Origin of the sequence: Arthrobacter sp. ISL-5 (assembly GCF_018613835.1) — a bacterium.
Classification (GTDB): Bacteria; Actinomycetota; Actinomycetes; order Actinomycetales; family Micrococcaceae; genus Arthrobacter.
Map to the genome: position 1 here is coordinate 1 of NZ_JAGGPM010000028.1, position 22,788 is coordinate 22,788.

Below are 22,788 nucleotides of genomic sequence, written 5' to 3' on the forward strand. Positions count from 1 at the left end.
CCGACCCGAAAATCCTCGCGCTCCCCGGACCAGCGTGGATCAACCAACCCAAGGAAATCACCGAACAGTTAGCCGCCTAACTCCCGTTGGTACCGTTCAGCTTGAAAAATTCCGGGTACCCACGGATGACATGGACAGGGCTGGGGGACGGACTCACTGGACCAGCTCAGGACATGGCATGGACGAGTCTTGGGGCTTCAGCCCTTCCCTTCTCCGCTGACGGCAACCAGCCAAGGCTATGGCTACATTCCTAGTGCTAGGAGCAGGCGGATGGGGCTAGAGGCAAGCCGAACAAAGCCGACGTTCGAGAAGACCGAACACTGGTCGTCGCCGCTCTCCCCCGAGTCAGTGTCGAATGCGATCTCCAGAGCCTTTGCGTCGGAGAAGGCAAGGATCCGGCAGAACGATGACCTCCTCGAGGTGCGAGTGGGATCCAACTGGCAGTACCGCCTATGGGGCAATCTCTTCTCCTGGAGCCGCAGGGAAGTGCCCGTGGCGTTGACAGTTCGGGTTCGAGCAGCGGGGGAAGGCGCCCACATTGATGCGCACGCCTTCGACACCTTTGGTTTCAGAGTGACCGACCATGCCTTCTTCGGGGCCGACAAAACTTTTGAGCACAGGCTCGACGTTCTCCCACACAAGGCAGCTGAGGCGGATGTTGCCAAGGACTGAGGCTTCCAGCGACTAAGGGAGGCTCAGGAATGCAGCCACGCTTCTCCTCATGATGCCCACCCATCAGCAGCTGATCGGACTCCTGGCCCGCGCCGACCCGGGGTTTCTCGCCGGCGACTTTGCCACGAGGTTCAGGAGCGCTTCCGGGCCGGAAGGCGAGACGGGGTCTTTCCGGTACTTCCCGGGCGGTTTCTGGGAGGTCAGCAACGACGGCGCCGGCCGCTTCCTCATGGCCCCGTGGGGCATGCGTGCTGAGCTGGAATCAGGTTATGTCGAGGAAGCCCCTGGCAGGGGCACACCGCCCCGCCGTCCTCCGTGGTCCCTCGTGCTGCCACGGTACTCGACATTTCTCGGCCGGGAACATGATGACTGGCAGCTGGACGCCAGCCGGCCGCTCGTGGAGGAACCCGGCGTACTGATCGCTGCGCTGACGAATCTGGAGGATCCCCAATTCAGGGGCACCCTGACAGTCAGTACGGAAACGTACACGATCGCTTCTGTCGACCTGGACTACATGCTGCAGACACTCGCCATCGGCCGTACCGAGCCCAACGATGACGACCTGGCCGTCTTGGGGGACATCAAGACCAGCATCACGGGCGGCGGTGGCTGACCCCGATTCAGAAGTGGAAGGTTGGGGCCGGTGGGTAGAGGACGTCTTCACGACTGTAGTGCCCCACGACGTCGAAAACTCGCTTCGCTGACATGGAGCGATCTAGGTCGACGTCTGCGACAACGATCCCTTCCTGATCGTAAAGAGGACCTGCTATGGCGCGGCCATCAAGTGGCTCGAAGATCGCCGCTCCACCTCGCCCGAGCGCCTGACCATCGTCTGGCAACTGAACGGGGAAGTCATCGGGAAACGCAGAGCGAGGGATGTATTGAGGGGCCGAGACCACGAACGCGCCGGATTCGATCGCTATGTGACTCATCGTGGAGATCCAGCCGTCAGAGTCATCGGCCGTCGGGGCCGCCCAGATCTGCACGCCTTGACGATAGATGGCATATCGAGCGAGAGGCATGCGGTTCTCCCAACAGATGAGGCCGCCAACCTTGCCGACTGGAGTCTCGATGACATTCAGGTCCTGTCCGTAACCGACGCCGTAGAATAGGCGTTCGTGCATCGTGGGCATCAACTTGCGATGTTTCCAGAGCAAACCCCCAGGACCAAGCAAGGTCATTGTGTTGTAGAGACTTCCAGGCCTAGCGGATTCCCGTTCGTTCACTCCAAGCACGCAGTAGATTTCGTGCTCGGCACATGCCTTGATGAAACGGTCGATTTGGGGGCCGGGGACGTCGACAGAGTTGGCCCAGAGACGGGTCCACATCTCATCAAATCCGTCGAAGCGGGCCGCTTGGTAGGCCCATTTCCCTGACGGGTACAGGGGGATGAACGTTTCAGGGAAAACCGCGAGTTTCACGCCCTGGCCTGCTGCCTCGCCCAGGAGACGGAGCGCCTTTGACACCGATGCCTCCGCATCGAGGATTACCGGGGTGGCCTGAATTGCAGCGATTCGCACAGTTCCTGTGGACATGACGCAACGTTGGCACCAACCCAGCTCCTCGTCAACACCCGAGCGTTTCATTGGTCAGCAAGCCGGCTAGGGGCCCTCGAGTACCTCCAGGCCGCTGGCGCGTATAGGCTCCGATAGCTCGGTCGCGTTCGTGGTGGCGAAATCGCGATAGCAATTGTTCATCAGGATGTGGGTCCTGTCTGCTTCTTTGTTGAGCTTCGCGACGCGCGGAACCCATTGCTCGAGCTCCTCGGAGCGTCCTCTACTACGGCGACTGGATGGCGCGCCACGAGCGCAGCCACCTCAGGCACATCGCGCGCAGTCTGAAGGAGCTCGCAGGCTAGCTGGGGTTGGACCAGCTTTGCAGCTCGACGAGGTTGCCCTCCGGATCGCTCACATAGCACCACGTGACCCGCCGTCCGTCGGCCGTCTGGAGCGTCACGGTCTCGCCGACGTCCGCCCCGCCGTTTTCGCGGACGGCTTCCCGGGCGGCGTTGACGTCGTCGACCACGAAGGCGATGTGGCCCCAGCCGGTGCGATTGGCAGCCGGCGTACCGCCCGCCACGTTCTCGCCGTAAGTATAGATCTCGAGCGTCGTCCGGTGTCACCGTGGCCGGGCAGTCGCATGTGGGCGCCGCGCAGGGTCGTCCCGGGCACGGCCGTGCCTCGCTCCAGATCGGAACCGCCGTAATCGCGCTCGGGCGGGAGGAGCTCGCAGCCGAAGACACGCCCATAGAAGTCGGCGAGTCGTCGCCAATCGGTGGCAATCACGTTGATGTGGCCGAACCGGGCGCCCGTGGGGAGCCTGTGTCATGACCTCGATGCTAGTACCTTGCGCAACCCTGCGGGAACGCAGCTCCACTGCGTCGTCTGCTTGATGGGGGCCCTAGTGGCAACGTTTTCCCAAGGTGCTAGGACTACCGATTTAACCCTTACGGGTGACTCCCAGAATCACCCAAGCCTTTGAACGATGACGGGCGTCCAATTCGTCCGATTATATTTGCGAAAGTCAAGCCCGAGCCCCGGGCTTGAGTGTTCGCCAGAGCGACGATGGGGGGCGATCTGCACCAGTGGGAACGCTATTGAGCGATTCCGAATCGCTAGGAAACTCTGTAGGCGCCGCCTACACGAAACTGAAGGGAAACTCACAATGACAACCATGACACGTAGGATTCTGACGACTGCGGCAGCCTTGGGACTGGCAGTCTTTTCTGCAGTACCGGCCGTGGCTTCCACGGAACAGACGCCGGAACTAAAGCTGAGCGGCGATCCTCATGTAACCGGGAGCAGCCCGCTGACACTGAAGGCTAAGAAAATCGCGTCGGGCACGCTTGAACTTGTCTGTTGGACTTTCACTTTCACGGGCGATCTATTGGACCCGGGCGAGGGGCTTACCATCACTCCGGACAATCTCGATCCGGGCGCCGGTCCGGGCTTCGAGAATGTGGGCACTGAACCAACCGTGACACGCACCCTGTGTGTCGACGACCCGACGTTCCTGCCGGAAATCGCGGACGGCAACAGCGCAGAACAATTCGTTGTGGGAGCTAGCCCTGGCAGCAGCACCTTCACCGTGGCGTCAGTGACCATGACGCTGACCTACGCGTAACCGATAGAACACATGAACACTTGACGCGACGGTACATGGAGGGTTCGAAACACGCCGCTCGCGACGTGAACGCGCCCAAGAGTGCTCTTAGTTCTGACCTTCAGGCGCTCTCGGAGGTCACCGGCAAAGCCAACCCAAGGCGGCACGAGTCGGGAGCTCAAGGGCGTCCCAGACCCGACCATGTGGATGGGCTCCTACTTGCGCTGAGTGCGCCCACGACGTGATAAGCACAGCCTATTGACCCAAAGAGAAACCGGTCGCCGGTTTGCATCAAGGGTCTGCCTCGAAAGTGCGACGTCGTGCAGCCCAGCGAAGCCCTCCGGGTGGCTGCCGCCCCGCTTTAGGCCGGCAGCGCGGCGGAGCCTAGTAGAAGGAAATGAGTATTAGGTATCTGCTTAGCTGAAGTAGGCTGAGGTATGGCCGATTTGTCGCCTCAGATGCCGCGAGCGGGCGTGGACTATCCGAGGACCTTCGCGCAGTTCCAGGACTGGTTCAGCTCCGACGAGGCCTGCTTCGAGTACTTGGCGAAGCTGCGCTGGCCGGACGGGTTCGTCTGCCCGCGGTGCGGCGGCCGCGAGTATTGGCGCACGGGCGCTGGGCTGTGGATGTGCAGGGCGTGCTCCCGCCGGACGTCGGTAACGGCCGGGACGATCTTCGACCGCACCCGCACCCCGCTGCGGACGTGGTTCGCTGCCGTGTGGTTCGTGACCGCACAGAAGAACGGCGTGTCCGCGCTTGGCCTGCAGCGGGTCTTGGGGATGAAGTCGTATGAGACGGCGTGGGCGTGGATGCACAAGCTCCGCCGAGCGATGGTGCGGCCTGACCGGGAGATGCTCTCCGGGCTGGTCGAGGTCGACGAGAGCTTCATCGGCGGGGTCCACCGAGGCCTGCCCGGCGTCGGCCCGGACATGATCTCGGTCCTGGTCGCCGCCGAGCACCTGGACCACAACCGGATCGGGCGCATCCGCCTCGAGCCCGGACCTACCGACCGCAGGCTCGCGCTGGTGAAGTTCGGCCAGCGCGTCGTTGCGCCCGGCTCGACGATCCGGACCGACGGGGCGAGGCAGCTGCGGCGCTTCGCCGACCTCGGCTACCAGCACGAGTACTTCACCCAGCTCGGCTCAGACATCCCCGCGCACGTGAACATGCCGGCAGTCCACATGGCCGCCTCCCAGCTCAAACGCTGGATCGACGGCACCCTCCATCAGGGCATCTCACGTGAACAGCTGGGCTACTACCTCGACGAGTTCACCTTCCGCTTCAACCGCCGCACCGCCAGAAGCCGCGGGCTGCTGTTCTACCGGCTCCTCCAGCAGGCCACCAACACCGACCCCGCACCGCTGAAAGACCTCGTCATCCCCCAGGACAGCGATCCCCGCCCGCTCCACGAGTGAAAGGACTCTGGGGTCTGTCAATTATTCGGTGTAACTGGGGTTGTTTCTTGTTCTAGTTCCTGCCGGCGGACAGGCGTCCGTCGAAGGTGATCTCGAAGGCGTTCAGGGCGGCCTTCCAGCGGTTGCTCCAGCGTTTTCGGCCCTTGCCGGTGGGGTCCAGGCTCATGATCGCCAGATAGACGCACTTCAGCGCGGCCTGTTCGGTGGGGAAGTGGCCTCGGGCGTTCACGGCTCGGCGGATCCGGGCGTTGATGCTCTCGATCGCGTTGGTTGTGCGGATCACTGTGCGGATCTCGTTGTCGAATTGCAGGAACGGAACGAACTCCGCCCACGCGTTGGTCCAGAGTCCGATGATCGCCGGGTACCGCTTCTCCCACTTGCCGGAGAACTCCGCAAACCGGTCCAGCGCGGCCGCCTCGCTCGGCGCGGTGTAGACCGGCTTGAGGTCCTTGGCGATCTGCGACCAGTCCTTCTTCGATGCATAGCGGAAGCTGTTGCGCAGCAGGTGAACGATGCGTGTCTGCACGACGGTCTGCGGCCACACCGTCGCGACCGCGTCCGGCAGGCCCTTGAGACCGTCGCAGACCACGATGCAGCAGTCGGCCACGCCGCGGTTCTTGATCTCGGTCAGCACCCGCAGCCAGTACTTCGCGCCCTCGCCGTCGCCGTGCTCGCCGGCCCACAGTCCGAGGATGTCCCGGGTCCCGTCCACGGTGACGGCCAGGGCGACGTAGATCGGGCGGTTCGCTACCTGGCCGTCGCGGATCTTCACGTTCACGCAGTCGATGAAGATCACCGGGTACACCGGGTCAAGCGGGGCGGTTCTGCCACTCTCCCATCCCCTCGAGCACCCGGTCGGTGATCGTGGAGATGGTCTGCTTGGACACCTCGGCGCCATAGACCTCGGCCAGGTGCGCGATCGCCATGGGTCAGGCCCTTGGCCGAGAGTGAGATCACCAGGTCGTCCACCCCGGTCAGCCGGCGCTGCCGCTTGGCCACGATCCGCGGCTCGAACGACCCGTCGCGGTCCCTGGGCACCGAGATCTCCACCGGCCCGGCCTCGGTCAGCAGCGTCTTGGACCGCCGGCCGTTGCGGGAGTTGCCGCCGTCGCGCCCGGCCGGATCGTGCTTGCCGTAGCCGAGATGATCGTCCAGTTCGCCATCCAGCGCCGACTCCATCACCAGCTTGGTCAGCTTCCGCAGCAGCCCGCCCTCCCCGGTCAGCTGCAGCCCCTCCGCCCGGGCGCGCTCCGTCAGCTGCCGAACCAGTTCCTCATCCACCGCATCGATCGCAGCGCCTGTCACATCCGTCACGGGTGTCTCCTTCTTCCTCAGGAGTTACACCAGAAAATGTACAGTCCCGGACTCTGGCGGCGCTGAGGAAGTCGGCCCTTCCAACGCTCCTGGCCAGGTCCTCCGGGGAGTGGTTCAAGAGGGGGAGGCCGCAGAATCGGTGAAAAATCGTACACTAAGGCCTTCGGGGTGGTTTGCGTAGGGGTCGGTAGCGCCCGGGGCCGCGGGTGTTGGGACGCCAGGTGTAGTCGCCGGTGAGGTTGATGTGTTCCCAGCCCAGGGGCGAGAGGTGCTGTTCGAGGCCGGGATCGGGGTGGGCCGTGGTGGCTCATTCGAGGTAGACGGTGTTCCACAGGACGATGGCGGCGGTGACGAGGTTGAGGCCGGAAGCCCGGTGGCGTTGGTGCTCGAAGGTGCGGTCGCGTATCTCGCCCTTGCGGTTGAGGAACACGGCTTGGGCGAGGGCGTTGCGGGCTTCTCCCTTGTTCAGCCCGGCGGTGACGCGGCGTCGTGTCGGTGGTCGCGGTGGAATACGTCCGAGTCCGCGTCTTCGCTCGTGTCGCTATGCCATGAGGACCGACCGACGCTTCCATCACACGCGGCGATTGCTCTGGTGGCGCGACCCGCTCTCGAGCCAACACGCGCAGCAACGACAACCACCAGAAGATGGCCCCGGCCGACCTTGTCGCCACGGCGCGCATGGTCCATAATCGTATCGATCGGTCAAACGTCTGTATAGTCGCAAACGTTCGAAGGAGGAGCAATGCGCGGATTCCACTGTGTAGATCCCTCGCACGATAGGATCGAGTTCACCGGCGCGGATGACGAAGAGCTGTTCCAAAGCATCAAGGCGCACACCGCCGACGCCCATCCTCAGCTCACTGACAGCCAGGTCAGGGAGATGATGGCAGGCGCGGCGTGGTGGAAGGAAATGGCAACATCTGGGAACAACGCTGGATCGTCGCCGTCCGCCTACGACAAGTAACGCGACCGGCCTCTAAGACTCCCAGCCCGCCAGAGCCGGCCGCGTCCCTCGCGACGACGCCAAACCACCCCGAACGCCTTAGCGTACGATTTTTTGCCGATTGTGCGGCTCCCCCAAGAGCCACCCAACGGACTCCAGCAGCGCGCCCGTACCGGCCTCGGACGAGTGAATGAGCCGAACAATTCCCCGCATGTACGGGCTACTTCAGCTAAGCAGATACCCAATAAATGAGTTCTACGAGTTCTCCGACGCGGTCCTCGGGGTAGTTCCGGGCAATGTCTGCCTGCGTGACGATACCGACCAGGTCATGTCCGTCGATGACTGGCAACCGGCGGACCTGGTGTTTTTCCTTCGGTTCAAACATGGATGCTTGTCAGATGCTAAGCAGGCTGATCATACTCAGAGTATGACCGGTGATGACCGGCCTGCACCTAGCTGACAAGAAAGAAGCGCGTCATGGGAATCCTCGGATTTCTCATTCTCGGCCTGATCGCGGGAGCCATCGCGAAGGCCATCCTTCCCGGACGGCAGGGCGGCGGGTGGCTGGTAACCCTGCTCCTGGGGGTTGTCGGAGCGATCCTCGGCGGGTGGATCGGCTCGCTCATCTTTGGCGGCGGCCTCGGAAGTTTCTTCAACCTCCGTACCTGGCTGCTGGCCATCCTGGGATCCGTCATCGCACTGGGAATCTTCGCCGCCACAACGGGCGGAAGGCGGGGATTTTTTTCCCGGCGGAGGATCTGAACGGGCCCACGGCGGTCCCTACAGCGAATGGCGCCGCGGCCACACCTCGCAATGGGGGCCACGGGTCAAGCAGTGGTTTTCTTCCGATCCATCAGCACGGCACGGTAGTGTCCAGAGCGCCGGCATTTACTAGGTCGAGTCGGCCGCGGCGCAGCTTGAACCGCTGGGTGTGCAGCCAGATGCCGAGGCCGTGCCTCTTCTCCGGTGATTTCTGCGCGGGCCAGAGGTGAAGGAAGAGGCTGCAGGTCTTTTTATCAAGCGCCCCGTCCGGCCAGGTAGATGCCGCCGAGCCCATTTCAAGAGGGCACTCCTCACGCGACGGTTTGGCCTGAAGCTCGACTAAGACCGCCGCTGTGCCATTCCAAGCCGGGCGAGACACGCAACGGTACGGCCCTCGTTCGTTGTGCTCCCACCCCGATGAGAATCCTTCAACGCGCTGCGAGCCGGTACGCCGACACGTGACTGCGAGATTCCGCGGAGAATTCATTCCGGTCCCAGTCTGCCCATCTGGATTCCAGCACGAATCCGGCCGGGCCATGAGATCGAGCTCGCTGGGCCAGATGTATCGGTGCGGTGTCCGCGATCCGGGCATCCCGGCCATCCGACAGCTCCGGGCCGAACCGCACATGGTGCGAGATGACGTACTGGTGGAGCAGGTCGTAGGTATCGACCAGGAGATACCCGGGCTCGCTCACCTCGACGGTTCCGCCATGTCCGGGTGGTAACGAACGCAATTGGGGCACCCAGAGTTCAACGACGAAGCACCCGCCAGGCGCAAGATGGCGGGCAGCATTTTGGAAGCAGCGGATTTGTTCTTCCTGCGTCAAGAGGTTAGAGATGGTGTTGAACACAAGGAATGCAAGGGAGAAGTTGTCACCCGCCCGGGCCTCGGTCATGTCACCCTGGAAGCTCCAAGGGCGGGAAGAACCTCCAGCTCTACTCCCCGAAGAACCCGGACAAGATCAACGACTTCGACAGCCATGAGAGGGTCAACTCTTGGAGCTTCCCGGGCGCCCATGGCATCCTCTGGGATCCGCGCACTAAGAACGAGGTTTCCAAAGGAGTGCTGTGGGTGCTCGGCGACGGCAGGCTCGTCGGATACAAGGTCAAGGGATCCGGCCAGAACACCGACCTCGACGTCTGGCGCGAAGTGGTCATCGACCACCCCGGCGCGAAGATGGGTCACGACCTCCAACCCGACTACACCAAGCGCGGTCACCTCCTGCTGACCGACAGCAAGGGCGTCTACCGCTACGACGTCAACAGCAACGACAAGGTCGTCGGCAAGCCGATCTGGGCCAAGGAACGGGTCAAGTCCATCGCCCGGCACCCCACCACCAAGGAGTACGTCTGGGTCGTCGGTTCACCCGACACCGGTGAGATGGGCACCAAGGTAAGCATCGGCAAGGACCTGGAGTCGCCGACCGACGAGCGCGGCTGGTCCGACGCGCGCTTCTACAAGGCCAGGATCTTCAGCGCCGCCTACGAGTGACTGTGTGCGCTGGTTCCGTGCCCGAAAGGCCCTGGACGGTCACGGCGATGACGTTCTGCTTCGACGTGAGTCATCCAAGCAACCCGAAGTGTCACCGATGTCCCGACTCACCGGTCCCGCGTCAACTGTGAACGATGTCCCGACTCATGTGTGAACTATGTCGTGAAACTAGACACCCTTAGCTCCACAATTTTTCTGCGTCTGGAATGGTTTCGGTCCGGTTCGCGGCTGCTGAGGTACTCCCGCTCCAGAAATAGGGGCCTGGTTGATTAGAGTACAGACCATGGACTCCTCCGCCGCCTCGCCCACTGGCCTCGTGAGGCGCAGCAGGCTTCGCTTCGTGATCATGGTCGTAACGGGAGTGGCGGCCGCGGTGGCCGCCGGTCTTTCGGGGCGCTGGATCGACGCTCCCGCAATCGGGTGGGCGGTGGCTTCGCTGACGTATGTCCTCTGGGTGTGGGCTGTGATCGGCAGGCTGGATCCCGCTGGGACACGCAAGCACGCCATTGCCGAGGATCCCGCCCGGGGTGTCACCGATCTGCTCATTCTTGCTGCCAACGTGGCCAGTCTCGCGGCAGTTGCCGCCGTTGTGGTCGACTCCCACCGTGGTGCCGCCGGCGCCGATGACGCGCTGGGTCGAGGCCTCTTGGCGCTGTCCTGCGTGGCGTTGTCGTGGATGCTGGTGCAGACGCTCTTCACCCTGCGCTATGCAGAGTTGTACTACGACCCGGAAAAGCACGGCCAGGAGCCCGGCGGAATCAGCTTCAACCAGGAGCGCCCGCCCCAGTACTCAGATTTCGCCTACTTGGCCACCAGCCTGGGCATGACTTACCAGGTCTCGGACACCAACCTTGAGAGCCACAGAATCCGTGCAGAGGCGCTGAAACACGGGCTCCTGTCCTACCTCTTTGGAACCGTAATCCTGGCCACCACCATCAACGTGGTGATCGGTCTGGCGAGCTAGTTCCTCAAGTCTTGTCGTCGCCTATCGGCGTTCGAATCCGGTTGGTCCCACAGACTGTGGTGAGCCGTGACATCTTCAGTGTTTGGGCCGTGCTCGGACGTGGATGCGTTCTCCCTGCTGGCCGAACAGAGTGAGAAACTCCACTGGCTCCTTATCCGCACTCGCGAACCAGTGCGGCGTACGGGTGTCGAATTCAGCAACCTCACCGGGGGACATCACGAAGTCCTCTTGGCCCAGGACAAGCCGCAAGCGTCCGTTGAGGACGTAAATCCAGTCGTATCCTTCGTGAACCTGCAAATCGGGCACGCGCGCGCGGCTGCTGCCCGGGAGCACCATCTTGAATGCCTGCATTCCCCCCGGGCGCCGGGTAAGAGGAAGGATCGTGCCCCAGGCGTGCACCACGGGTTTGATGTGAATGCGGGGATCCCCGGTGGCCGGGGCGTCGATGAGCTCCTCCAGCGGAAGCCTGTACAGTCTGGCGATCGGCAGGAGTAGCTCAAGAGTGGGTCGGCGCTGCCCGGATTCCAGGCGCGAGAGGGTGCTCACCGAAATCCCTGTGGCGGCGGACGCGTCGGCCAGAGTCAGGTGCCGCTGCGTTCGAAGGGCCCGCATCCGCGGCCCCACCGCATCAAGGCGTTTTCCGAGCTCATCGTCCATGCCTCCATGTTGCCATAACGGCAAAATTCTTTGCCGATCCTCCACGCTGTGCCGAACTATGGAAGCAACGGCAGCAAGGCCGTTGTACGGGCGGAGGAATTGGGTATGGCAAGCGAAATAAGTCGAAAATACGAGGTTGTGGTTGTGGGCGGTGGCGCTGCCGGGCTGAGTGCGGCGGTGACTCTAAGCAGGGCGCTACGATCAACCCTCGTCGTTGACGCCGGAGAACCGAGAAACGCCCCCGCGGCCGGCGTGCACGGATTCCTGTCCAGGGACGGAGTGAGCCCCGGGGAACTCCTTGTCGAGGGCAGGAAGGAAGTACGACGCTACGGGGGAACAGTCACAAGCGGGGAAGTCGTCGCCGCCCGCACCTCCGCTCACGGGTTCGACGTCGTTTTACGAGATGGGCGGACGGTGGCAGCCAGGCGCCTGCTGATAGCCACCGGGTTGTCCGATGAGCTTCCAAGGGTCGAAGGGCTCAGGGAACGATGGGGCCGTGACGTGTTGCACTGCCCGTATTGCCACGGGTGGGAGGTCCGGCACCGGGCAATCGGAGTGCTGGCGTCCGGGCCAATGGCCGTTCATCAGGCGCTGCTGTTCCGGCAGTGGAGCGCCAACATCACACTGTTCCTCAACGACGCAGTAGAGCCATCGGAAGAGGAATGGGAGCAGTTGTCCGCACGATCCATCGCCGTCGTTATGGGCAGCGTTCTGTCGCTGGAAGTCACCGATGATGCAGTGACTGGGGTTGCCTTGTCCTCCGGCAAGGTGCTGCCGGTGGAGGCTGTAGTGGTGGGCCCAAGGTTTGAGGCGCGCTCAGCACTGCTGGAATCACTCGGAGTTGAAACTGTGGAGCACCCGCTGGGTATAGGGAAGCGTGTCGAAACCAACGCCCAGGGTGCCACATCCGTGGCCGGTGTGTGGGCGGCAGGGAACGTCTCCGACCTGACGGCGCAGGTCATGGCTTCCGCTGCCGCGGGGGTGGCAGCAGGCGCGGCCATCAATGCCGATCTCATCAGCGAAGATACGCGGAGGGCTGTCTCCGCCGCGGTAGGCCCGTTTACAGCGGAAATCGAAGCACGTGTCAGCGAGAAGATACTCGGAAACAGGCGCCACGGACTCGATGCCGCGTTCACGGGTCGGATAGAGGGCCGTGAAGCAGGGTAGCCGTACAGTTACCGCGAAGGTGCCGTTGCATCTAGCAGCCGGCGGTTAGTTCGTCTTCCAGCTCTTCGTCGGATTCGATCCGGCGCAGGGAGGACAGCCGCTCGGCAATGCGGGCAAGCACCGACGCCTCCTCAGCCGGCAAGGCCGCGGTCCGTGCGGCAGCCGCCCAATCGAGCGGACCGGCGCCGACCAGGAACAGCACCCTGTCCCGGTCGTGGAGCACATCCACAATGTCCAGGAACCGGTGCCAGGCAGCAGCAGAACCGGTGGCGGCCGGCACGGCCGGGGACGGGACGCCATCGATCACCCACGAGGGAAACTGTCCGGCAAGCGCCATGTGGTCGGCGTCAGTACGGGGCCTGGCACACAACTCGGCGAAGCTGACCCAGAGTACGTCCGGATCGGCGCTCCTGACAGTCAGCGGCCCCGAGGGGAGGGCCAGCACCTGCTGCTGCGGGGGCGAGGGCCGGAAAAGTCCGTAGGCGCCCAGCTGCCGTTCGGTTCCCGGGGAGATGATCAGCCCGCGCTGGAATTCGGTCATGACGCTAGAGCCAGCCTTTCTTCTTGAAAATCACGTACATCAGGCCGGCGGTTCCGGCCATGAGGAGCATCGCCATGGGATATCCGTAAACCCAGTGCAGCTCCGGCATGTGGTCAAAGTTCATGCCGTAGATGCCGGCAACGAAGGAGGGCGCGAAGAAAATGGCCGCCCACGACGAAATCTTCTTCACCTGTTCGTTCTGTTTGGCGCTCGCTTCGTTTTGCCGGTTGGCGGTCAGCGTGCCGTCCAGCGTGAGAGCGTTCTGCAGGAGGTCACGGAACGAGTTGGCGCGGGAGATGACCCGCTGCACGTGGTCCTCCACGTCCCGGAGGCTGTGCTGGAGGTCCTCCTCCACTTCATACTTCTCGAAGCCCTGCTTGAGTTGCTGCATCATGGCGGGAAGCGGATGGATGGCCCGCTGGAACTGGATGACTTCGCGGGCAAGTTCGTAGATGCGGCGGGACACCGTGGAATCGCCGGAGAACAGCTGGTCTTCGATTTCGTCGATGTCGTTTTCCAGCCCGGCGACCACCGGAGCGTAATCATCCACCACCTGGTCCAGAAGTGCGTAGAGCACAGCTTCAGGCCCGTGGCGGAGGAGGTCGGGGCGTGACTCCAGCCGGCGCCGGACCTGCCCCACGCCCGTCATTTCCGCGTGGCGCACGGTCACCACGAAGTTCATGCCCGTGAAGATGTGGAGCTCGCCGAACTCCACCGTTTCCGTGTCGTCGCGGTACCTGGCGGGCCTGAGGACAGTGAAGAGGTTGTGGCCATAGCGCTCCAGCTTGGGCCGCTGGTGCGCGGAGATGGCGTCCTCGACAGCTAGCTCGTGTAGGCCGAATTCCTCCGCGACGGCGGCCATCTCGGTTCCCGACGGCCGGTACAGCCCGATCCACGCCATGCCGCCGTGCTTGGCAAGCGTCTCAAACGTCTGCTCAAGGTTCTCCGGCTCGGCGCTGCGGACGCCGTCAACGTAAACGGCGTTGTCGATGATGGTCACAGTCTGCAGATCTCCGTCAGGGGGCTCAGGACGTCAGGGGCCATCAGGACATTGCGCCGATGATGACGCCGGCGGCTGTCATCGCAACCACATCGTGGCCGGAATCAATGAGCGTCACGGCTACCGGCCGGCCGGCGAAGCCGTTGTGGATGACGTGCCCGCCGGTGCGGAAGACGACCGCCAGGACCAGGGCAAACCACCCGCCGGCCACAGCGTTGTCCAGCCCCAGTTTGCCGATCAGCACAGCGAGCAGGACGGCGGTCAGTGCCGCGGCCACCATCATGGGCAGCCAGATGCCGGCTCCGCCCTCGGTGTTTTTGAGGTCCTCTTCGGTCTTGCCGATTGCTGCCATCCATCTGTTTCCCAGCACTGCGGGCAGGTACCAGACAAAGCCGATTGCCATGCTGGCGATGAAGGCAAGCAGCACGGCGAGCCAGTTGATCTGCGGTATGTAAGAGAGCCAATCCATCTTCGAATCCTATTCCCCAAGCAGGGTACCGGCCGCCGGATCAGCCGCCCGGCCGTGTCGGCAGGGCTGACGGCGCCTGGACTGAAGCACCCTGAACTGAAGCCCCCTGGACAAGGCGGCTGATCAGCGGTTCCGTCCGGTACTGGATGTGTGTGTGGAGCGCCAGCACGGTTTCGGTCCGGATGACCCCCTTGATCCGCAGAATCGAGCGCAGGGCGGCCTGGAGGTTGTGGGTATCCGTTGCCACCACGCGGCACCAGACGTCGCCGCGGCCGGAGATCTCGTGCACCTCGAGGACCTGGGGAAGGAGCCGCAGGGCACCCACCACACCGTCGAGTTCCCGGTGCGTTACCTCGATCGTCACGAAGGCGACCACGTCGTAGCCGACCGATTCGAGGTCGATCTCGCGGCCGCCGTCGTGCAGTACGCCCGAGCGAAGCATCCGCCGGACGCGCGACTGGGCCGTGTTCCGCGCGATGCCGAGCTTGTCGCTCAGCTCGCCGATCTGGATGCGCGGATCGCGGACCAGTTCGAGCAGGATCTTGAGGTCGGTGGGGTCCAGGCTGTTCAAATCATCACTCCGGTTCATATTTTGGGTCCAAGATTGACGGTTTTGATCAATTTTCCCACGAAACAAGGTGCTGGTACGCACTCCTGCCTCATTCTGTAGGTATCAATTTCCGTCCGCGGGGCAGCTCCCACAAGGGGCCGGCGACGCGGAACACAGGCAAGGGCACGGGCATGACCGTCTTTAGCGAACTTCGGATGCGTCCGGCCGTCGCCGGCCGCCGGGGTTGGAATGCGTCCAACACCTCACGGCTGGCGATGGCCGGCGTCGTCATCTTCACGCTTTTGGTGGGGGCAAACCTGGCGACGCCCCTCTACCCGCTGCTGCAGGCCCGGCTGGGCATCGGCTCCCTCGGCATCACGGTGGCTTTTTCCGCTTACGTCCTGGCTCTCGTCACCACCCTCGTGCTGGCCGGCCACTGGTCCGACCACATCGGACGCCGGGCGGCGCTGCTGCTCGCCGTCCTGACGGGGCTCGCGGGAGGCTTCGTTTTTGCGCATGCCGACAGCCTGCCCGCGTTGTGTGCAGGCCGCGCGCTCCAGGGCATCGCCGTGGCCCTTGCCACGGGTGCCAGCTCCGCCGCCCTGCGTGAGCTCTTGCCGGAACGGCCCGAGTGGGCCTCACGGTTCACCCTGCTGGCCTCTGCCGGGGGAGTGGCGGCCGGTCCGGCGATCGGGGGAGTGCTGTCCCTGCTGCCGGGACCCACATCCACGCCATACTTCATCCATTCCCTGGTCCTCCTTGCGCTGCTGGTCCCGCTCTACCTGCTCCGCGCCCGTCCCGCCATCAAGCCGGCCGTCGGCCCGCGCCCGCTAAAGGCCCTGGCGCCGCGCCGTCCGTCGGTGTCGCGCGAGGCGCGCGGGGCATTCTGGCTGGCGGCCGCCGTCGGATTCCTCAGCTTCACCGTTTTTGGTTTCTGCCTCTCCCTCGCGCCGGGGTACTTTGCCCGGATCGTCAGCGTTGATTCCCGTCCCCTCATCGGCGTGCTCTCCGGACTGACGCTCGGCGCCTCCGCGCTGAGCCAGCTGGTTGGCGTCCGCGGCAGGTTTGCCGTGCCGGCCGGCCTGGCGGTGCTGGGAGGCTCAGTGATGCTCATCGCCGCCGCGGCGGCCTGGACAAATCCTTGGCTGCTGATCGCTGCCAGCCTCGCGGCGGGCGTCGGCCAGGGCATCGCCTTCCGGACCGTCTTCAATGACGTCGCCGGGAAGGTGGAGGCGTCGCGCCATGCCCAGATCATCAGCACGGTTTACGTGATCACCTACCTGGGAAGCGCCGTTCCGGTTATCGGGCTGGGACTCGCGACGGCGGCCTATGGGCTCGAGGGGGCCGTGGCGGGTTTCGTCGTGCTCTGCGGCATCGCCGCAGGCGTGCTGGCGGCGGTGACGCTGCGCCAAAGCCTCCGCGCCGCGTGAGGCCCCGTCCGCCAACCAAGGGTCCCGGGAAAGGCCCGCGGCAATATCCGCAGAAAACCTGCGTTGCAAAGAACAGGCTGCAAAGAAAGTGTTGCAAACAAATCATTGCAAAGGTTTCTTTGCAAGCGTAGCCTTGCCGTATGGAAACCACTCCGCAGCCCGGCAGGAATGACGCCAGTGACGTCGAGGAATTCCCGTTCCCGGTGCGCAAGATGGACACCGCGTCCCTGAAGGCCCTCGCCCACCCGCTCCGGGTGCAGATCCTGGAGATGCTCTCCCGCTATGGTGCACAGACTGCCTGCGGCCTTGGTGAGCTCCTGGGGGAGTCCAGCGGTTCCACGAGCTATCACCTGCGCCAGTTGGCCAAACACGACTTTGTCCGTGAGGTTGAGGGCAAGGGGACCGCCAGGGAGCGATGGTGGGAAAGGCCCCGGGGCGCCCTGCAGGTCTCGTCCCCGGAACTGGCCAGCTCGCCTGCCACCGAGGAGGCCTCACGACTCGTCAGCCGCGAGTTTGAACATGGCCGCCAGGCGGTGCTGGCCGACTTCATGGCCCATGGCGTGGATGCCCTGGACAGCGACTGGCTTCACGCCGCGACCATCAACACCTCCAATGCGCGGATGAACGCCGAACAGCTGGGCCGGTACGCCCGTGCTGTCGAGGCCTTCGGGCACCGGCTGCTGGAGGAGATCCGCGACGAGGGCGAGCAGGACGACGCCCGGCCGGTCCAGATCCATTTCAATGCGTTCCCGATCCTTGGCGTTCCCGCCACGGCAGCGAGCCGCGGAGCACGCAAAGCAGCGAAAACTAACTCCACCAAGAGAACAAGTCCCGAAAGGAAAGAGCCATGAGCGTTCTATCGATCAGCCGGTCTGTCCCGGGCTCCGCCTCCCGGCGCGCGTCCTTCATCGAAGCCGCGGCCGTCCGCGTGGGATCGGGGCTGGTTGCCTGGGCGGAAAGCCGCCGCGCCCGCCCGGAGGAGACGGTGAGGCAGCTGGAGGCCGCCGCCCTGCGCCGCGACGAACTGAATGTGCTCCGGGCCGACATGCTGGGCACCGCCCACTCTGGCCTGCCGCCCCAGGGCTGAGTAGCCCTGGCGGCGTGCCTGGCCGGCCACGCGGCCCGGCCAGGCGGCCCGGCTAGTGCGGCCAGGCCGCTGGCCGGTTAGTCCTGTTCCGGCAGCGGCCCGTGGTTGCCCTGGATATGGTCGAACACGAGGGTTGTTTCGGTGTGGCCCACCACCGGGTCGGTCGCCAGATTGTCCAGGACCCAGTCGCGCAGGTCCTCCGTGGTGGCGACGGCGATGTGCAGCAGGTAGTCCACCGAGCCTGAAGTGTGGAACGTGGACAGCACGGCAGGCAGCTTGGGCACGCGGGCCGTGAAGCGGTCGATCTGCTCGCGGTCATGGGCGCGGAGCCGGACGGCGATCAGGGCCTGGACCGAGCGTCCGATCGCGGACAGGCTCAGCTTGGCCTCAAAGCCCTGGATGATGCCGCGTTCGGAGAGCGCGCGGGTGCGCATCAGTGCGGTGGAGGGGGCGATGCCCACCATTTCGGCCAGCTGCTTGTTGGAGATCCGGGCGTCGTCGACCAGGGCGGCCAGAAGCCGTTCGTCGATGGCGTCCAACGGCTCGTTGTTTCCCGCTCCAGATCGAATATTCTTCGCGATGCTGCTCACGGACCCTCCTTAAAGTGTTCTGTGTTCATCATAGTCGCCACTTTCCCGTCGATCCATTCATGAGCACTGTATCTATCCGAATATTTGCCAGATACTTGCGGCATTCAATGGCGAATAATTCACAAGGAGTACCGTGCTTTCTCTTGACTCGCTGGCAGTTCACGCCGGCCGGAACGGCCTCACGGACCAGGGCGTCCACGCCGTTCCGATCGACCTTTCCACCACCGCCCCGCTTCCCTCCGTCGCGGACGGAGGCCTTGCCTACGAGCACCTGGCAACCGGCGGCCCGCACGCGGAGGGACAGAGCACCGTTTACCAGCGGCTGTGGAATCCCACCGTGGCACGCTTCGAGGCCGGGGTGGCCCTTCTGGAAGGAGCCCCCGAGGCAGTGGCTTTCGCCACCGGCATGGCCGCCCTGAGCGCCGTGCTCCTGGCCGCCGTGGCGGGCGGAAAGAAGCACGTGGTGGCGGTTCGGCCCCTGTACGGCGGCAGCGACCATATCCTTGCGTCCGGTGTGTTGGGAACCGAGGTGACCTTCACGGACGCGGAAGGGGTGCACGCTGCGCTCCGGCCCGATACCGGACTGGTTGTGGTGGAGACTCCCGGAAACCCGAGCCTTGACCTGGTGGACATTTCGGTGCTCGTGGCCGCCGCGGACGGCGTGCCTGTGCTGGTGGACAACACCTTTGCCACGCCCGTCCTTCAGCGGCCGCTCGAGCACGGTGCCGCCCTGGTGCTGCACAGTGCCACCAAGTTCATGGGCGGCCACGGTGATGCCATGGGCGGGGTGGTGGCGGCGTCGCCGGAGTGGGCCAGCCGCCTTCGCCAGGTAAGGGCTATCACCGGCGGCATCCTGACGCCGCTGCCGGCCTACCTTCTGCACCGCGGGCTGGCCACGCTTCCTGTCCGCGTGCGCGCGCAGCAGGCCACCGCCCACAAGGTGGCCTCCGGGCTCGCCGGGCATGAACTGGTTCGCACCGTCCGCTACCCGGGCCTCCCCGAATGTGATCCGCACGGTCTGGTCGGCACCCAGATGTCAGGCCCGGGATCGCTGCTCGCGCTGGAGCTGCACAGTGCCGACCATGCGGGGCGCGTCCCTTCGGCTGTCCGGATGATCACCCACGCCGTGTCACTGGGCGGAATCGACACCCTCATCCAGCATCCGGCCGGCCTCACCCACCGCCCGGTGGCGGACGGCGCCAAGCCGCACGCCAGCCTTCTCCGCGTCTCCGTGGGGCTCGAAGACGCAACGGACATCCTCGAAGACCTCATCCAGGCAATCGAGGGAACGCGCTAGCCGCCTGCCGGGTTTTGCTGTCCTGCCGCGTTCGGCTGCCCAGCCGGGTTCCGCCGGCGTGCGGAGCGCGGGGGACGCGGGCCCGGTTCGCCCGCTGAGGCGGGATGCACGACGGCGGTGATCACCGCCGTCGTGCATCCCAGGGCAATCACGGTTACGGCCAGGGCCGTCCAGCCGAGCGACTGGAACACCAGTCCGCCGGCCCAGCCGATGATGCTGGACCCCAGGTAGTAGGCAAGGTTGTACAGTGACGCGGCCTGTGCGCGGCCGGAAACGGCGATGGCTCCTGTCCACCCCGCGCCGATGCTGTGGGCCGCAAAGAAGCCGCCGGTAAAGACCACGAGCCCGGCCAGGATCAGCACCAGGACCTGGGTGAGCGTCAGGGCAAGGCCTGCGGACATCAGCAGGATTCCGCCGAGCAGCACGTTCCGCCGGCCGAACCGCTGCGTCAGGCCGCCAGCCCAGCGGGAGGTCGCCGTCCCGGAAAGGTAGGCCAGGAAGATCAGGCTGATAACAGTGGCGGGGAGGCTGAACGGCTCCCCGGAGAGCCGGAATCCCAGATAGTTGTAGACCGCCACGAAGCCGCCCATCAGCAGGAACGCCTGCACGTAGAGGGCCAGCAGCCCCGGATTGCCGAGATGCCCGGCCAGTGTCCGGGCTGCTCCACGGAAGCCGCTGGCCTTGGCCGGGCTGAAGCCCCGGGCTTTGGGCACAAGCACCAGGAACAGCACTGCGGCGAGGGTGGCCAGGACGGATACCGCGAAGGCGGCGGCGCGCCATCCCCACAATTCCCCGACCGGACCGGCCACGAGCCTGCCGGCCAGGCCGCCCAAGGTTGTGCCGGCAACGTAGCTGCCCGCAGCCACCGCCGCATGAGCCCTGTTGATCTCCTCGTTCAGGTAGGCGATGGCGATCGCCGGGATGCCGCCCAGCGCCATGCCTTCGAGCATCCGGAGACCCAGCAGCATGGGAAACGAAGTGGCCAGCGGAACCATCAGGCCCAGCACGGTCGCGGCCGAGATTCCCCAGGCCATGGCCCGGACACGCCCGATCCGGTCCGCCAGGAAGGACCACGGGATAACGGTCACGGCCAGCCCCACGGTGGCCAAGGAAATGGTCAGCGCCGCTTCAGCGGCCGTGACCCGGAGTTCCGCCGCCATGACCGGCAAAACCGCCTGGGTCGAGTAGAGCTGCGCGAAGGTGGCCACGCCTGCGAAAGCGAGCCCGCCAAGGATCTTGCCATACGCCGGCGAACCTTTGGCGTGCCCTTCCCACCGCGCCTGGTCCGGGCGGCCGGGCATGGGCTCGCTTGACGCCGGCTTATTTGGCACTGTCTTGCGTGGCAGCGTCTGGCCGGACGTTGGCTTGGTGGGCGTTGGCATTTTTCCAGCGTAGATCTATGCTGACTGAGCATCCAATGCATGATTCAGCTAGAAATCATAGCAAAAACGGATGAATAGAGCCGGGGAGCCATGGACCTACAGCACAGGCAGCTCGTGCAGCTGTTGCCGATACTTCCGCTGCTTGCCGAGCTTGGCCGCACGCAGCACATCACGGAAACCGCCGAACTTCTCGGTGTTCCGCAGTCCACCGTGAGCCGGGCACTGGCCCGCGCCAGCGCCGTCGTGGGCACGGAGCTGCTCATCCGGGAAGGCAGGGGTGTCCGCCTGACGCCGGCGGCCAAGGCCCTGCTGCCGTACGTCGAATCTGCGCTCGCGGACTTCCGCACGGGCCTTGACCTGGTGCGGCATGAATCCGAAGTGGTCCGCGGCCGGATAGCCGTGACCTTCCAGCACACGTTCGGCGAGGCGACGCTGCCGCTGCTGATCAGCGCATTCCGGAGCCGCCACCAGCAGACGGAGTTCGACCTCAGCCAGGGCTCCCGCGACAGCTGCCTTGCCGAGCTGGCTTCCGGCCAGGCCGACTTTGCCCTGACCGCCCCGGTGGCGGCGGCCAGCCGGACCATCGGCTCGGCTGCCCTGTATCGGGAACCGCTGCGGCTCGTCGTGCATCACCGGCACCGGCTGGCCGGCCGCCAGAGTGCGGGCCTGGCCGACATCCGGAAAGATCCCTTTGTTGCCCTCGGGCCGGGATACGGACTGCGGTCCCTCACTGATGCGATGTTCCGGGAAGCGGGATTCCGGCCCCGGATCGCCTTCGAAAGCCAAGATTCCCACACGGTCCGCGGCCTGGTGTCCGCCGGGCTGGGGGTCAGTATCCTGCCGCCGGGCGGCGGCACCGGGCCGGGGAGCGACGCGACAGCCCGGGCCGGCGGCCTGGGCTGGGTGGAGATCCCGCTGGAATCTGAGCTCGCGTTCCGGGAGATCGGCATGGCCTGGCGCGAACGCCGAACCCCGCGCGACGCCGAGCCGGACCCGGTGCGGCTCTTCCGGGAGCTGGTGCTGGCGGACGGTCCAGCGCTACTGGCCGGGCTGGTCCGTGCACGTTCGGGACTCGACGCCCGGTGACGGGGCGTTCGCGGACGTGACTTTCGGGAATCTGGCCACGGCTCGCCGGCGCTAGCCTCCCAGGAGGCCGCTCATGGCATCCGCCACGGGGCCGGTCCTGGCCGTGCGCCAGCCGGTACCGGCCCACAGATTCAGGCGTTCAGCGTCCCCGGCGGCCGCCGCGGCCGCGCGGACGGGGGCCGTCAGGTGGTGGATGGCCGGGTATCCGTCCGGGGCGTCTTCATGGTCGCGCACGAAGTCGTTGACCAGGGCCCGAGCGTAGCGTCCCGTGAACGCGCGGGTCAGCGTCGTTTCCGTAAACCGTGCGGCTCCCAGGGCGTCCTTGTGCAACTGCCGGGCGCCGCTCTCGTCCGTCCGCAGGAGGGCAGTCCCCACCTGCGCCGCTTCCGCGCCGGCGGCGAGCACCGACGTCACGGCCGCCGCATCCGACACGGCACCGGCAGCTATGAGCGGAAGGCCGACGGCGGCACCCACCTCCCTGAGCAGCTCCGCCGTCGTGGACGGTGTCCCGGCCGGCCGGCGGTCTGCCAGGAAGGCGCCGTGGCGGGAGGCTGACGCCGTAGCGGTCGGCATCCGCGCGCAGGCTGAGCCGGTACTGCTCGAGCCGGTTCACATCGTCGGGGGAGGGGTGCAGCTGCGCGGGATCCGGAACGAAGACGTTCACGCCGAACCTGATGCCCGCCTCGCGTGCGGCCCGTATCTCCTCGCTCATCGCCGGGACAGTCTTGTACCCGGCCGCGAGGAAGCCGAGGCCGCCGGCGCGGTGAACTGCTGCAACGAAGCCGGGAGTCGATGTCCCGCCGGCCATGGGTGCCGCGATGATCCGGGTGCCAAACAGGGCATGGGGCATTGTCTGCTCCTTGAGACG

General features: G+C 65.1%; 25 protein-coding genes and 5 pseudogenes. 15 read left to right on the forward strand and 15 right to left on the reverse strand.

Features of this window, described 5'->3' with window-relative positions; genetic code table 11:
• The first annotated feature begins 270 nt into the window (after nt 1-270).
• Both J7I89_RS14885 and J7I89_RS14890 read left to right on the forward strand, forming a co-directional pair.
• The gene (locus J7I89_RS14885) at nt 271-672 is read left to right on the forward strand and encodes a hypothetical protein (protein WP_214971809.1); all 402 of its coding nucleotides are present in this window, start codon (nt 271-273) and stop codon (nt 670-672) included.
• A gap of 49 nt (nt 673-721) precedes the next feature.
• The gene (locus J7I89_RS14890) at nt 722-1,285 is read left to right on the forward strand and encodes a hypothetical protein (protein WP_214971811.1); all 564 of its coding nucleotides are present in this window, start codon (nt 722-724) and stop codon (nt 1,283-1,285) included.
• A 7-nt stretch (nt 1,286-1,292) separates the two neighbouring features.
• Here J7I89_RS14890 and J7I89_RS14895 read toward each other — a convergent pair whose 3' ends face one another.
• The 3 genes and pseudogenes from J7I89_RS14895 to J7I89_RS25255 form a co-directional block, all read right to left on the reverse strand.
• Entirely contained in the window at nt 1,293-2,207 is a 915-nt protein-coding gene (locus tag J7I89_RS14895) for a carbon-nitrogen hydrolase family protein (protein WP_214971813.1), read from the reverse strand.
• A gap of 66 nt (nt 2,208-2,273) precedes the next feature.
• A pseudogene (locus tag J7I89_RS25960) lies at nt 2,274-2,432 on the reverse strand (hypothetical protein); the annotation flags it as partial.
• A gap of 94 nt (nt 2,433-2,526) precedes the next feature.
• Nucleotides 2,527-2,751, reverse strand: coding sequence for a VOC family protein (locus tag J7I89_RS25255; RefSeq protein ID WP_214971814.1), 225 nt, complete (start codon nt 2,749-2,751; stop codon nt 2,527-2,529).
• Between the two features lie 585 nt (nt 2,752-3,336).
• Here J7I89_RS25255 and J7I89_RS14910 point away from each other — a divergent pair.
• Both J7I89_RS14910 and J7I89_RS14915 read left to right on the forward strand, forming a co-directional pair.
• Nucleotides 3,337-3,795 (forward strand): hypothetical protein, encoded by a 459-nt coding sequence (locus tag J7I89_RS14910; protein WP_214971817.1) that lies wholly within the window; start codon nt 3,337-3,339, stop codon nt 3,793-3,795.
• A gap of 416 nt (nt 3,796-4,211) precedes the next feature.
• The gene (locus J7I89_RS14915) at nt 4,212-5,189 is read left to right on the forward strand and encodes an IS1595 family transposase (protein WP_214971820.1); all 978 of its coding nucleotides are present in this window, start codon (nt 4,212-4,214) and stop codon (nt 5,187-5,189) included.
• 52 nt (nt 5,190-5,241) lie between these two features.
• Here the strand turns inward: J7I89_RS14915 and J7I89_RS14920 are convergent.
• Together J7I89_RS14920 and J7I89_RS14925 are read right to left on the reverse strand one after the other, a co-directional pair.
• A pseudogene (locus tag J7I89_RS14920) lies at nt 5,242-6,503 on the reverse strand (IS256 family transposase).
• A gap of 154 nt (nt 6,504-6,657) precedes the next feature.
• Nucleotides 6,658-6,993, reverse strand: a pseudogene (locus J7I89_RS14925) (Tn3 family transposase); the annotation flags it as partial.
• Nucleotides 6,994-7,245: 252 nt separating this feature from the next.
• Here J7I89_RS14925 and J7I89_RS14930 point away from each other — a divergent pair.
• Complete coding sequence (locus tag J7I89_RS14930) at nt 7,246-7,467, forward strand: hypothetical protein (protein ID WP_214971823.1); 222 nt, start codon at nt 7,246-7,248, stop codon at nt 7,465-7,467.
• Nucleotides 7,468-7,675: 208 nt separating this feature from the next.
• Here J7I89_RS14930 and J7I89_RS14935 read toward each other — a convergent pair.
• Nucleotides 7,676-7,816, reverse strand: a pseudogene (locus J7I89_RS14935) (CBS domain-containing protein); the annotation flags it as partial.
• A 107-nt stretch (nt 7,817-7,923) separates the two neighbouring features.
• On the opposite strand from J7I89_RS14935, the gene J7I89_RS14940 reads away from it, so the two are divergent.
• The 4 genes from J7I89_RS14940 (at nt 7,924) to J7I89_RS14955 (ending at nt 10,664) form a co-directional block, all read left to right on the forward strand.
• A complete protein-coding gene (locus J7I89_RS14940) occupies nt 7,924-8,208 on the forward strand; it encodes a GlsB/YeaQ/YmgE family stress response membrane protein (protein WP_214971825.1) in 285 nt (94 codons plus the stop codon).
• A gap of 536 nt (nt 8,209-8,744) precedes the next feature.
• Complete coding sequence (locus J7I89_RS14945) at nt 8,745-8,933, forward strand: hypothetical protein (protein WP_214971828.1); 189 nt, start codon at nt 8,745-8,747, stop codon at nt 8,931-8,933.
• Nucleotides 8,934-9,064: 131 nt separating this feature from the next.
• Nucleotides 9,065-9,700: a hypothetical protein gene (locus J7I89_RS14950; protein WP_214971832.1), complete on the forward strand. Its 636-nt coding sequence runs from the start codon at nt 9,065-9,067 to the stop codon at nt 9,698-9,700.
• A 283-nt stretch (nt 9,701-9,983) separates the two neighbouring features.
• Nucleotides 9,984-10,664: a DUF1345 domain-containing protein gene (locus J7I89_RS14955; protein WP_214971835.1), complete on the forward strand. Its 681-nt coding sequence runs from the start codon at nt 9,984-9,986 to the stop codon at nt 10,662-10,664.
• A gap of 75 nt (nt 10,665-10,739) precedes the next feature.
• Here the strand turns inward: J7I89_RS14955 and J7I89_RS14960 are convergent, their stop codons facing one another.
• Nucleotides 10,740-11,321, reverse strand: coding sequence for a helix-turn-helix domain-containing protein (locus J7I89_RS14960; protein ID WP_214971838.1), 582 nt, complete (start codon nt 11,319-11,321; stop codon nt 10,740-10,742).
• Nucleotides 11,322-11,426: 105 nt separating this feature from the next.
• Here J7I89_RS14960 and J7I89_RS14965 point away from each other — a divergent pair, with 105 nt between their 5' ends.
• The gene (locus tag J7I89_RS14965; RefSeq protein WP_214971842.1) at nt 11,427-12,488 is read left to right on the forward strand and encodes an NAD(P)/FAD-dependent oxidoreductase; all 1,062 of its coding nucleotides are present in this window, start codon (nt 11,427-11,429) and stop codon (nt 12,486-12,488) included.
• 31 nt (nt 12,489-12,519) lie between these two features.
• Here the strand turns inward: J7I89_RS14965 and zapE are convergent, their stop codons facing one another.
• Genes zapE through J7I89_RS14985 form a run of 4 tightly spaced genes read right to left on the reverse strand, consistent with a single transcriptional unit; the run spans nt 12,520 to nt 15,087 of the window.
• Complete coding sequence (gene zapE, locus J7I89_RS14970; protein WP_214971844.1) at nt 12,520-13,029, reverse strand: AFG1/ZapE family ATPase; 510 nt, start codon at nt 13,027-13,029, stop codon at nt 12,520-12,522.
• 4 nt (nt 13,030-13,033) lie between these two features.
• On the reverse strand, nt 13,034-14,029 hold the full coding sequence (gene corA, locus J7I89_RS14975; protein ID WP_214971846.1) for a magnesium/cobalt transporter CorA: 996 nt from the start codon (nt 14,027-14,029) through the stop codon (nt 13,034-13,036).
• 43 nt (nt 14,030-14,072) lie between these two features.
• Entirely contained in the window at nt 14,073-14,498 is a 426-nt protein-coding gene (locus tag J7I89_RS14980) for a DUF1761 domain-containing protein (RefSeq protein ID WP_214971848.1), read from the reverse strand.
• Between the two features lie 40 nt (nt 14,499-14,538).
• Entirely contained in the window at nt 14,539-15,087 is a 549-nt protein-coding gene (locus tag J7I89_RS14985; protein WP_251045377.1) for an Lrp/AsnC family transcriptional regulator, read from the reverse strand.
• A 152-nt stretch (nt 15,088-15,239) separates the two neighbouring features.
• On the opposite strand from J7I89_RS14985, the gene J7I89_RS14990 reads away from it, so the two are divergent.
• The 3 genes from J7I89_RS14990 (at nt 15,240) to J7I89_RS15000 (ending at nt 17,565) form a co-directional block, all read left to right on the forward strand.
• A complete protein-coding gene (locus J7I89_RS14990; RefSeq protein ID WP_214971851.1) occupies nt 15,240-16,478 on the forward strand; it encodes an MFS transporter in 1,239 nt (412 codons plus the stop codon).
• Nucleotides 16,479-16,618: 140 nt separating this feature from the next.
• Nucleotides 16,619-17,329, forward strand: coding sequence for a helix-turn-helix domain-containing protein (locus tag J7I89_RS14995; protein ID WP_214971854.1), 711 nt, complete (start codon nt 16,619-16,621; stop codon nt 17,327-17,329).
• Nucleotides 17,326-17,565, forward strand: coding sequence for a 2-nitropropane dioxygenase (locus tag J7I89_RS15000; protein ID WP_214971857.1), 240 nt, complete (start codon nt 17,326-17,328; stop codon nt 17,563-17,565). The genes J7I89_RS14995 and J7I89_RS15000 overlap by 4 nt, the downstream gene beginning before the upstream one ends.
• Nucleotides 17,566-17,642: 77 nt before the next feature.
• Here J7I89_RS15000 and J7I89_RS15005 read toward each other — a convergent pair whose 3' ends face one another.
• Nucleotides 17,643-18,155 (reverse strand): Lrp/AsnC family transcriptional regulator, encoded by a 513-nt coding sequence (locus J7I89_RS15005; protein ID WP_214971859.1) that lies wholly within the window; start codon nt 18,153-18,155, stop codon nt 17,643-17,645.
• 133 nt (nt 18,156-18,288) lie between these two features.
• Between J7I89_RS15005 and J7I89_RS15010 the strand changes: the two genes are divergently transcribed.
• Nucleotides 18,289-19,452 (forward strand): PLP-dependent aspartate aminotransferase family protein, encoded by a 1,164-nt coding sequence (locus tag J7I89_RS15010; protein ID WP_214971862.1) that lies wholly within the window; start codon nt 18,289-18,291, stop codon nt 19,450-19,452.
• Here the strand turns inward: J7I89_RS15010 and J7I89_RS15015 are convergent.
• Nucleotides 19,449-20,753: an MFS transporter gene (locus J7I89_RS15015; protein ID WP_214972109.1), complete on the reverse strand. Its 1,305-nt coding sequence runs from the start codon at nt 20,751-20,753 to the stop codon at nt 19,449-19,451. The two genes, J7I89_RS15010 and J7I89_RS15015, sit on opposite strands and share 4 nt — an antisense overlap.
• Before the next feature lie 171 nt (nt 20,754-20,924).
• Here J7I89_RS15015 and J7I89_RS15020 point away from each other — a divergent pair, with 171 nt between their 5' ends.
• On the forward strand, nt 20,925-21,920 hold the full coding sequence (locus tag J7I89_RS15020) for a LysR family transcriptional regulator (RefSeq protein ID WP_214971864.1): 996 nt from the start codon (nt 20,925-20,927) through the stop codon (nt 21,918-21,920).
• 51 nt (nt 21,921-21,971) lie between these two features.
• On the opposite strand, the gene J7I89_RS15025 is transcribed toward J7I89_RS15020, so the two are convergent.
• Complete coding sequence (locus J7I89_RS15025) at nt 21,972-22,493, reverse strand: nitronate monooxygenase (RefSeq protein WP_308159925.1); 522 nt, start codon at nt 22,491-22,493, stop codon at nt 21,972-21,974.
• A gap of 109 nt (nt 22,494-22,602) precedes the next feature.
• Nucleotides 22,603-22,770, reverse strand: a pseudogene (locus tag J7I89_RS25795) (nitronate monooxygenase); the annotation flags it as partial.
• Nucleotides 22,771-22,788: the final 18 nt, after the last annotated feature.

Excerpts from the sequence above, each read along its gene's own strand:
- J7I89_RS14885 (WP_214971809.1), top strand. The coding sequence starts at position 271 with ATGGGGCTAGAGGCAAGCCGAACAAAGCCGACGTTCGAGAAGACCGAA.
- J7I89_RS14890 (WP_214971811.1), top strand. The coding sequence starts at position 722 with ATGATGCCCACCCATCAGCAGCTGATCGGACTCCTGGCCCGCGCCGAC.
- J7I89_RS14895 (WP_214971813.1), bottom strand. The coding sequence starts at position 2,207 with ATGTCCACAGGAACTGTGCGAATCGCTGCAATTCAGGCCACCCCGGTA.
- J7I89_RS14910 (WP_214971817.1), top strand. The coding sequence starts at position 3,337 with ATGACAACCATGACACGTAGGATTCTGACGACTGCGGCAGCCTTGGGA.
- J7I89_RS14915 (WP_214971820.1), top strand. The coding sequence starts at position 4,212 with ATGGCCGATTTGTCGCCTCAGATGCCGCGAGCGGGCGTGGACTATCCG.
- J7I89_RS14930 (WP_214971823.1), top strand. The coding sequence starts at position 7,246 with ATGCGCGGATTCCACTGTGTAGATCCCTCGCACGATAGGATCGAGTTC.
- J7I89_RS14940 (WP_214971825.1), top strand. The coding sequence starts at position 7,924 with ATGGGAATCCTCGGATTTCTCATTCTCGGCCTGATCGCGGGAGCCATC.
- J7I89_RS14945 (WP_214971828.1), top strand. The coding sequence starts at position 8,745 with ATGAGATCGAGCTCGCTGGGCCAGATGTATCGGTGCGGTGTCCGCGAT.
- J7I89_RS14950 (WP_214971832.1), top strand. The coding sequence starts at position 9,065 with ATGCAAGGGAGAAGTTGTCACCCGCCCGGGCCTCGGTCATGTCACCCT.
- J7I89_RS14955 (WP_214971835.1), top strand. The coding sequence starts at position 9,984 with ATGGACTCCTCCGCCGCCTCGCCCACTGGCCTCGTGAGGCGCAGCAGG.
- J7I89_RS14960 (WP_214971838.1), bottom strand. The coding sequence starts at position 11,321 with ATGGACGATGAGCTCGGAAAACGCCTTGATGCGGTGGGGCCGCGGATG.
- J7I89_RS14965 (WP_214971842.1), top strand. The coding sequence starts at position 11,427 with ATGGCAAGCGAAATAAGTCGAAAATACGAGGTTGTGGTTGTGGGCGGT.
- zapE (WP_214971844.1), bottom strand. The coding sequence starts at position 13,029 with ATGACCGAATTCCAGCGCGGGCTGATCATCTCCCCGGGAACCGAACGG.
- J7I89_RS14980 (WP_214971848.1), bottom strand. The coding sequence starts at position 14,498 with ATGGATTGGCTCTCTTACATACCGCAGATCAACTGGCTCGCCGTGCTG.
- J7I89_RS14985 (WP_251045377.1), bottom strand. The coding sequence starts at position 15,087 with ATGAACCGGAGTGATGATTTGAACAGCCTGGACCCCACCGACCTCAAG.
- J7I89_RS14990 (WP_214971851.1), top strand. The coding sequence starts at position 15,240 with ATGACCGTCTTTAGCGAACTTCGGATGCGTCCGGCCGTCGCCGGCCGC.
- J7I89_RS14995 (WP_214971854.1), top strand. The coding sequence starts at position 16,619 with ATGGAAACCACTCCGCAGCCCGGCAGGAATGACGCCAGTGACGTCGAG.
- J7I89_RS15000 (WP_214971857.1), top strand. The coding sequence starts at position 17,326 with ATGAGCGTTCTATCGATCAGCCGGTCTGTCCCGGGCTCCGCCTCCCGG.
- J7I89_RS15015 (WP_214972109.1), bottom strand. The coding sequence starts at position 20,753 with ATGCCCGGCCGCCCGGACCAGGCGCGGTGGGAAGGGCACGCCAAAGGT.
- J7I89_RS15020 (WP_214971864.1), top strand. The coding sequence starts at position 20,925 with ATGGACCTACAGCACAGGCAGCTCGTGCAGCTGTTGCCGATACTTCCG.
- J7I89_RS15025 (WP_308159925.1), bottom strand. The coding sequence starts at position 22,493 with ATGCCGACCGCTACGGCGTCAGCCTCCCGCCACGGCGCCTTCCTGGCA.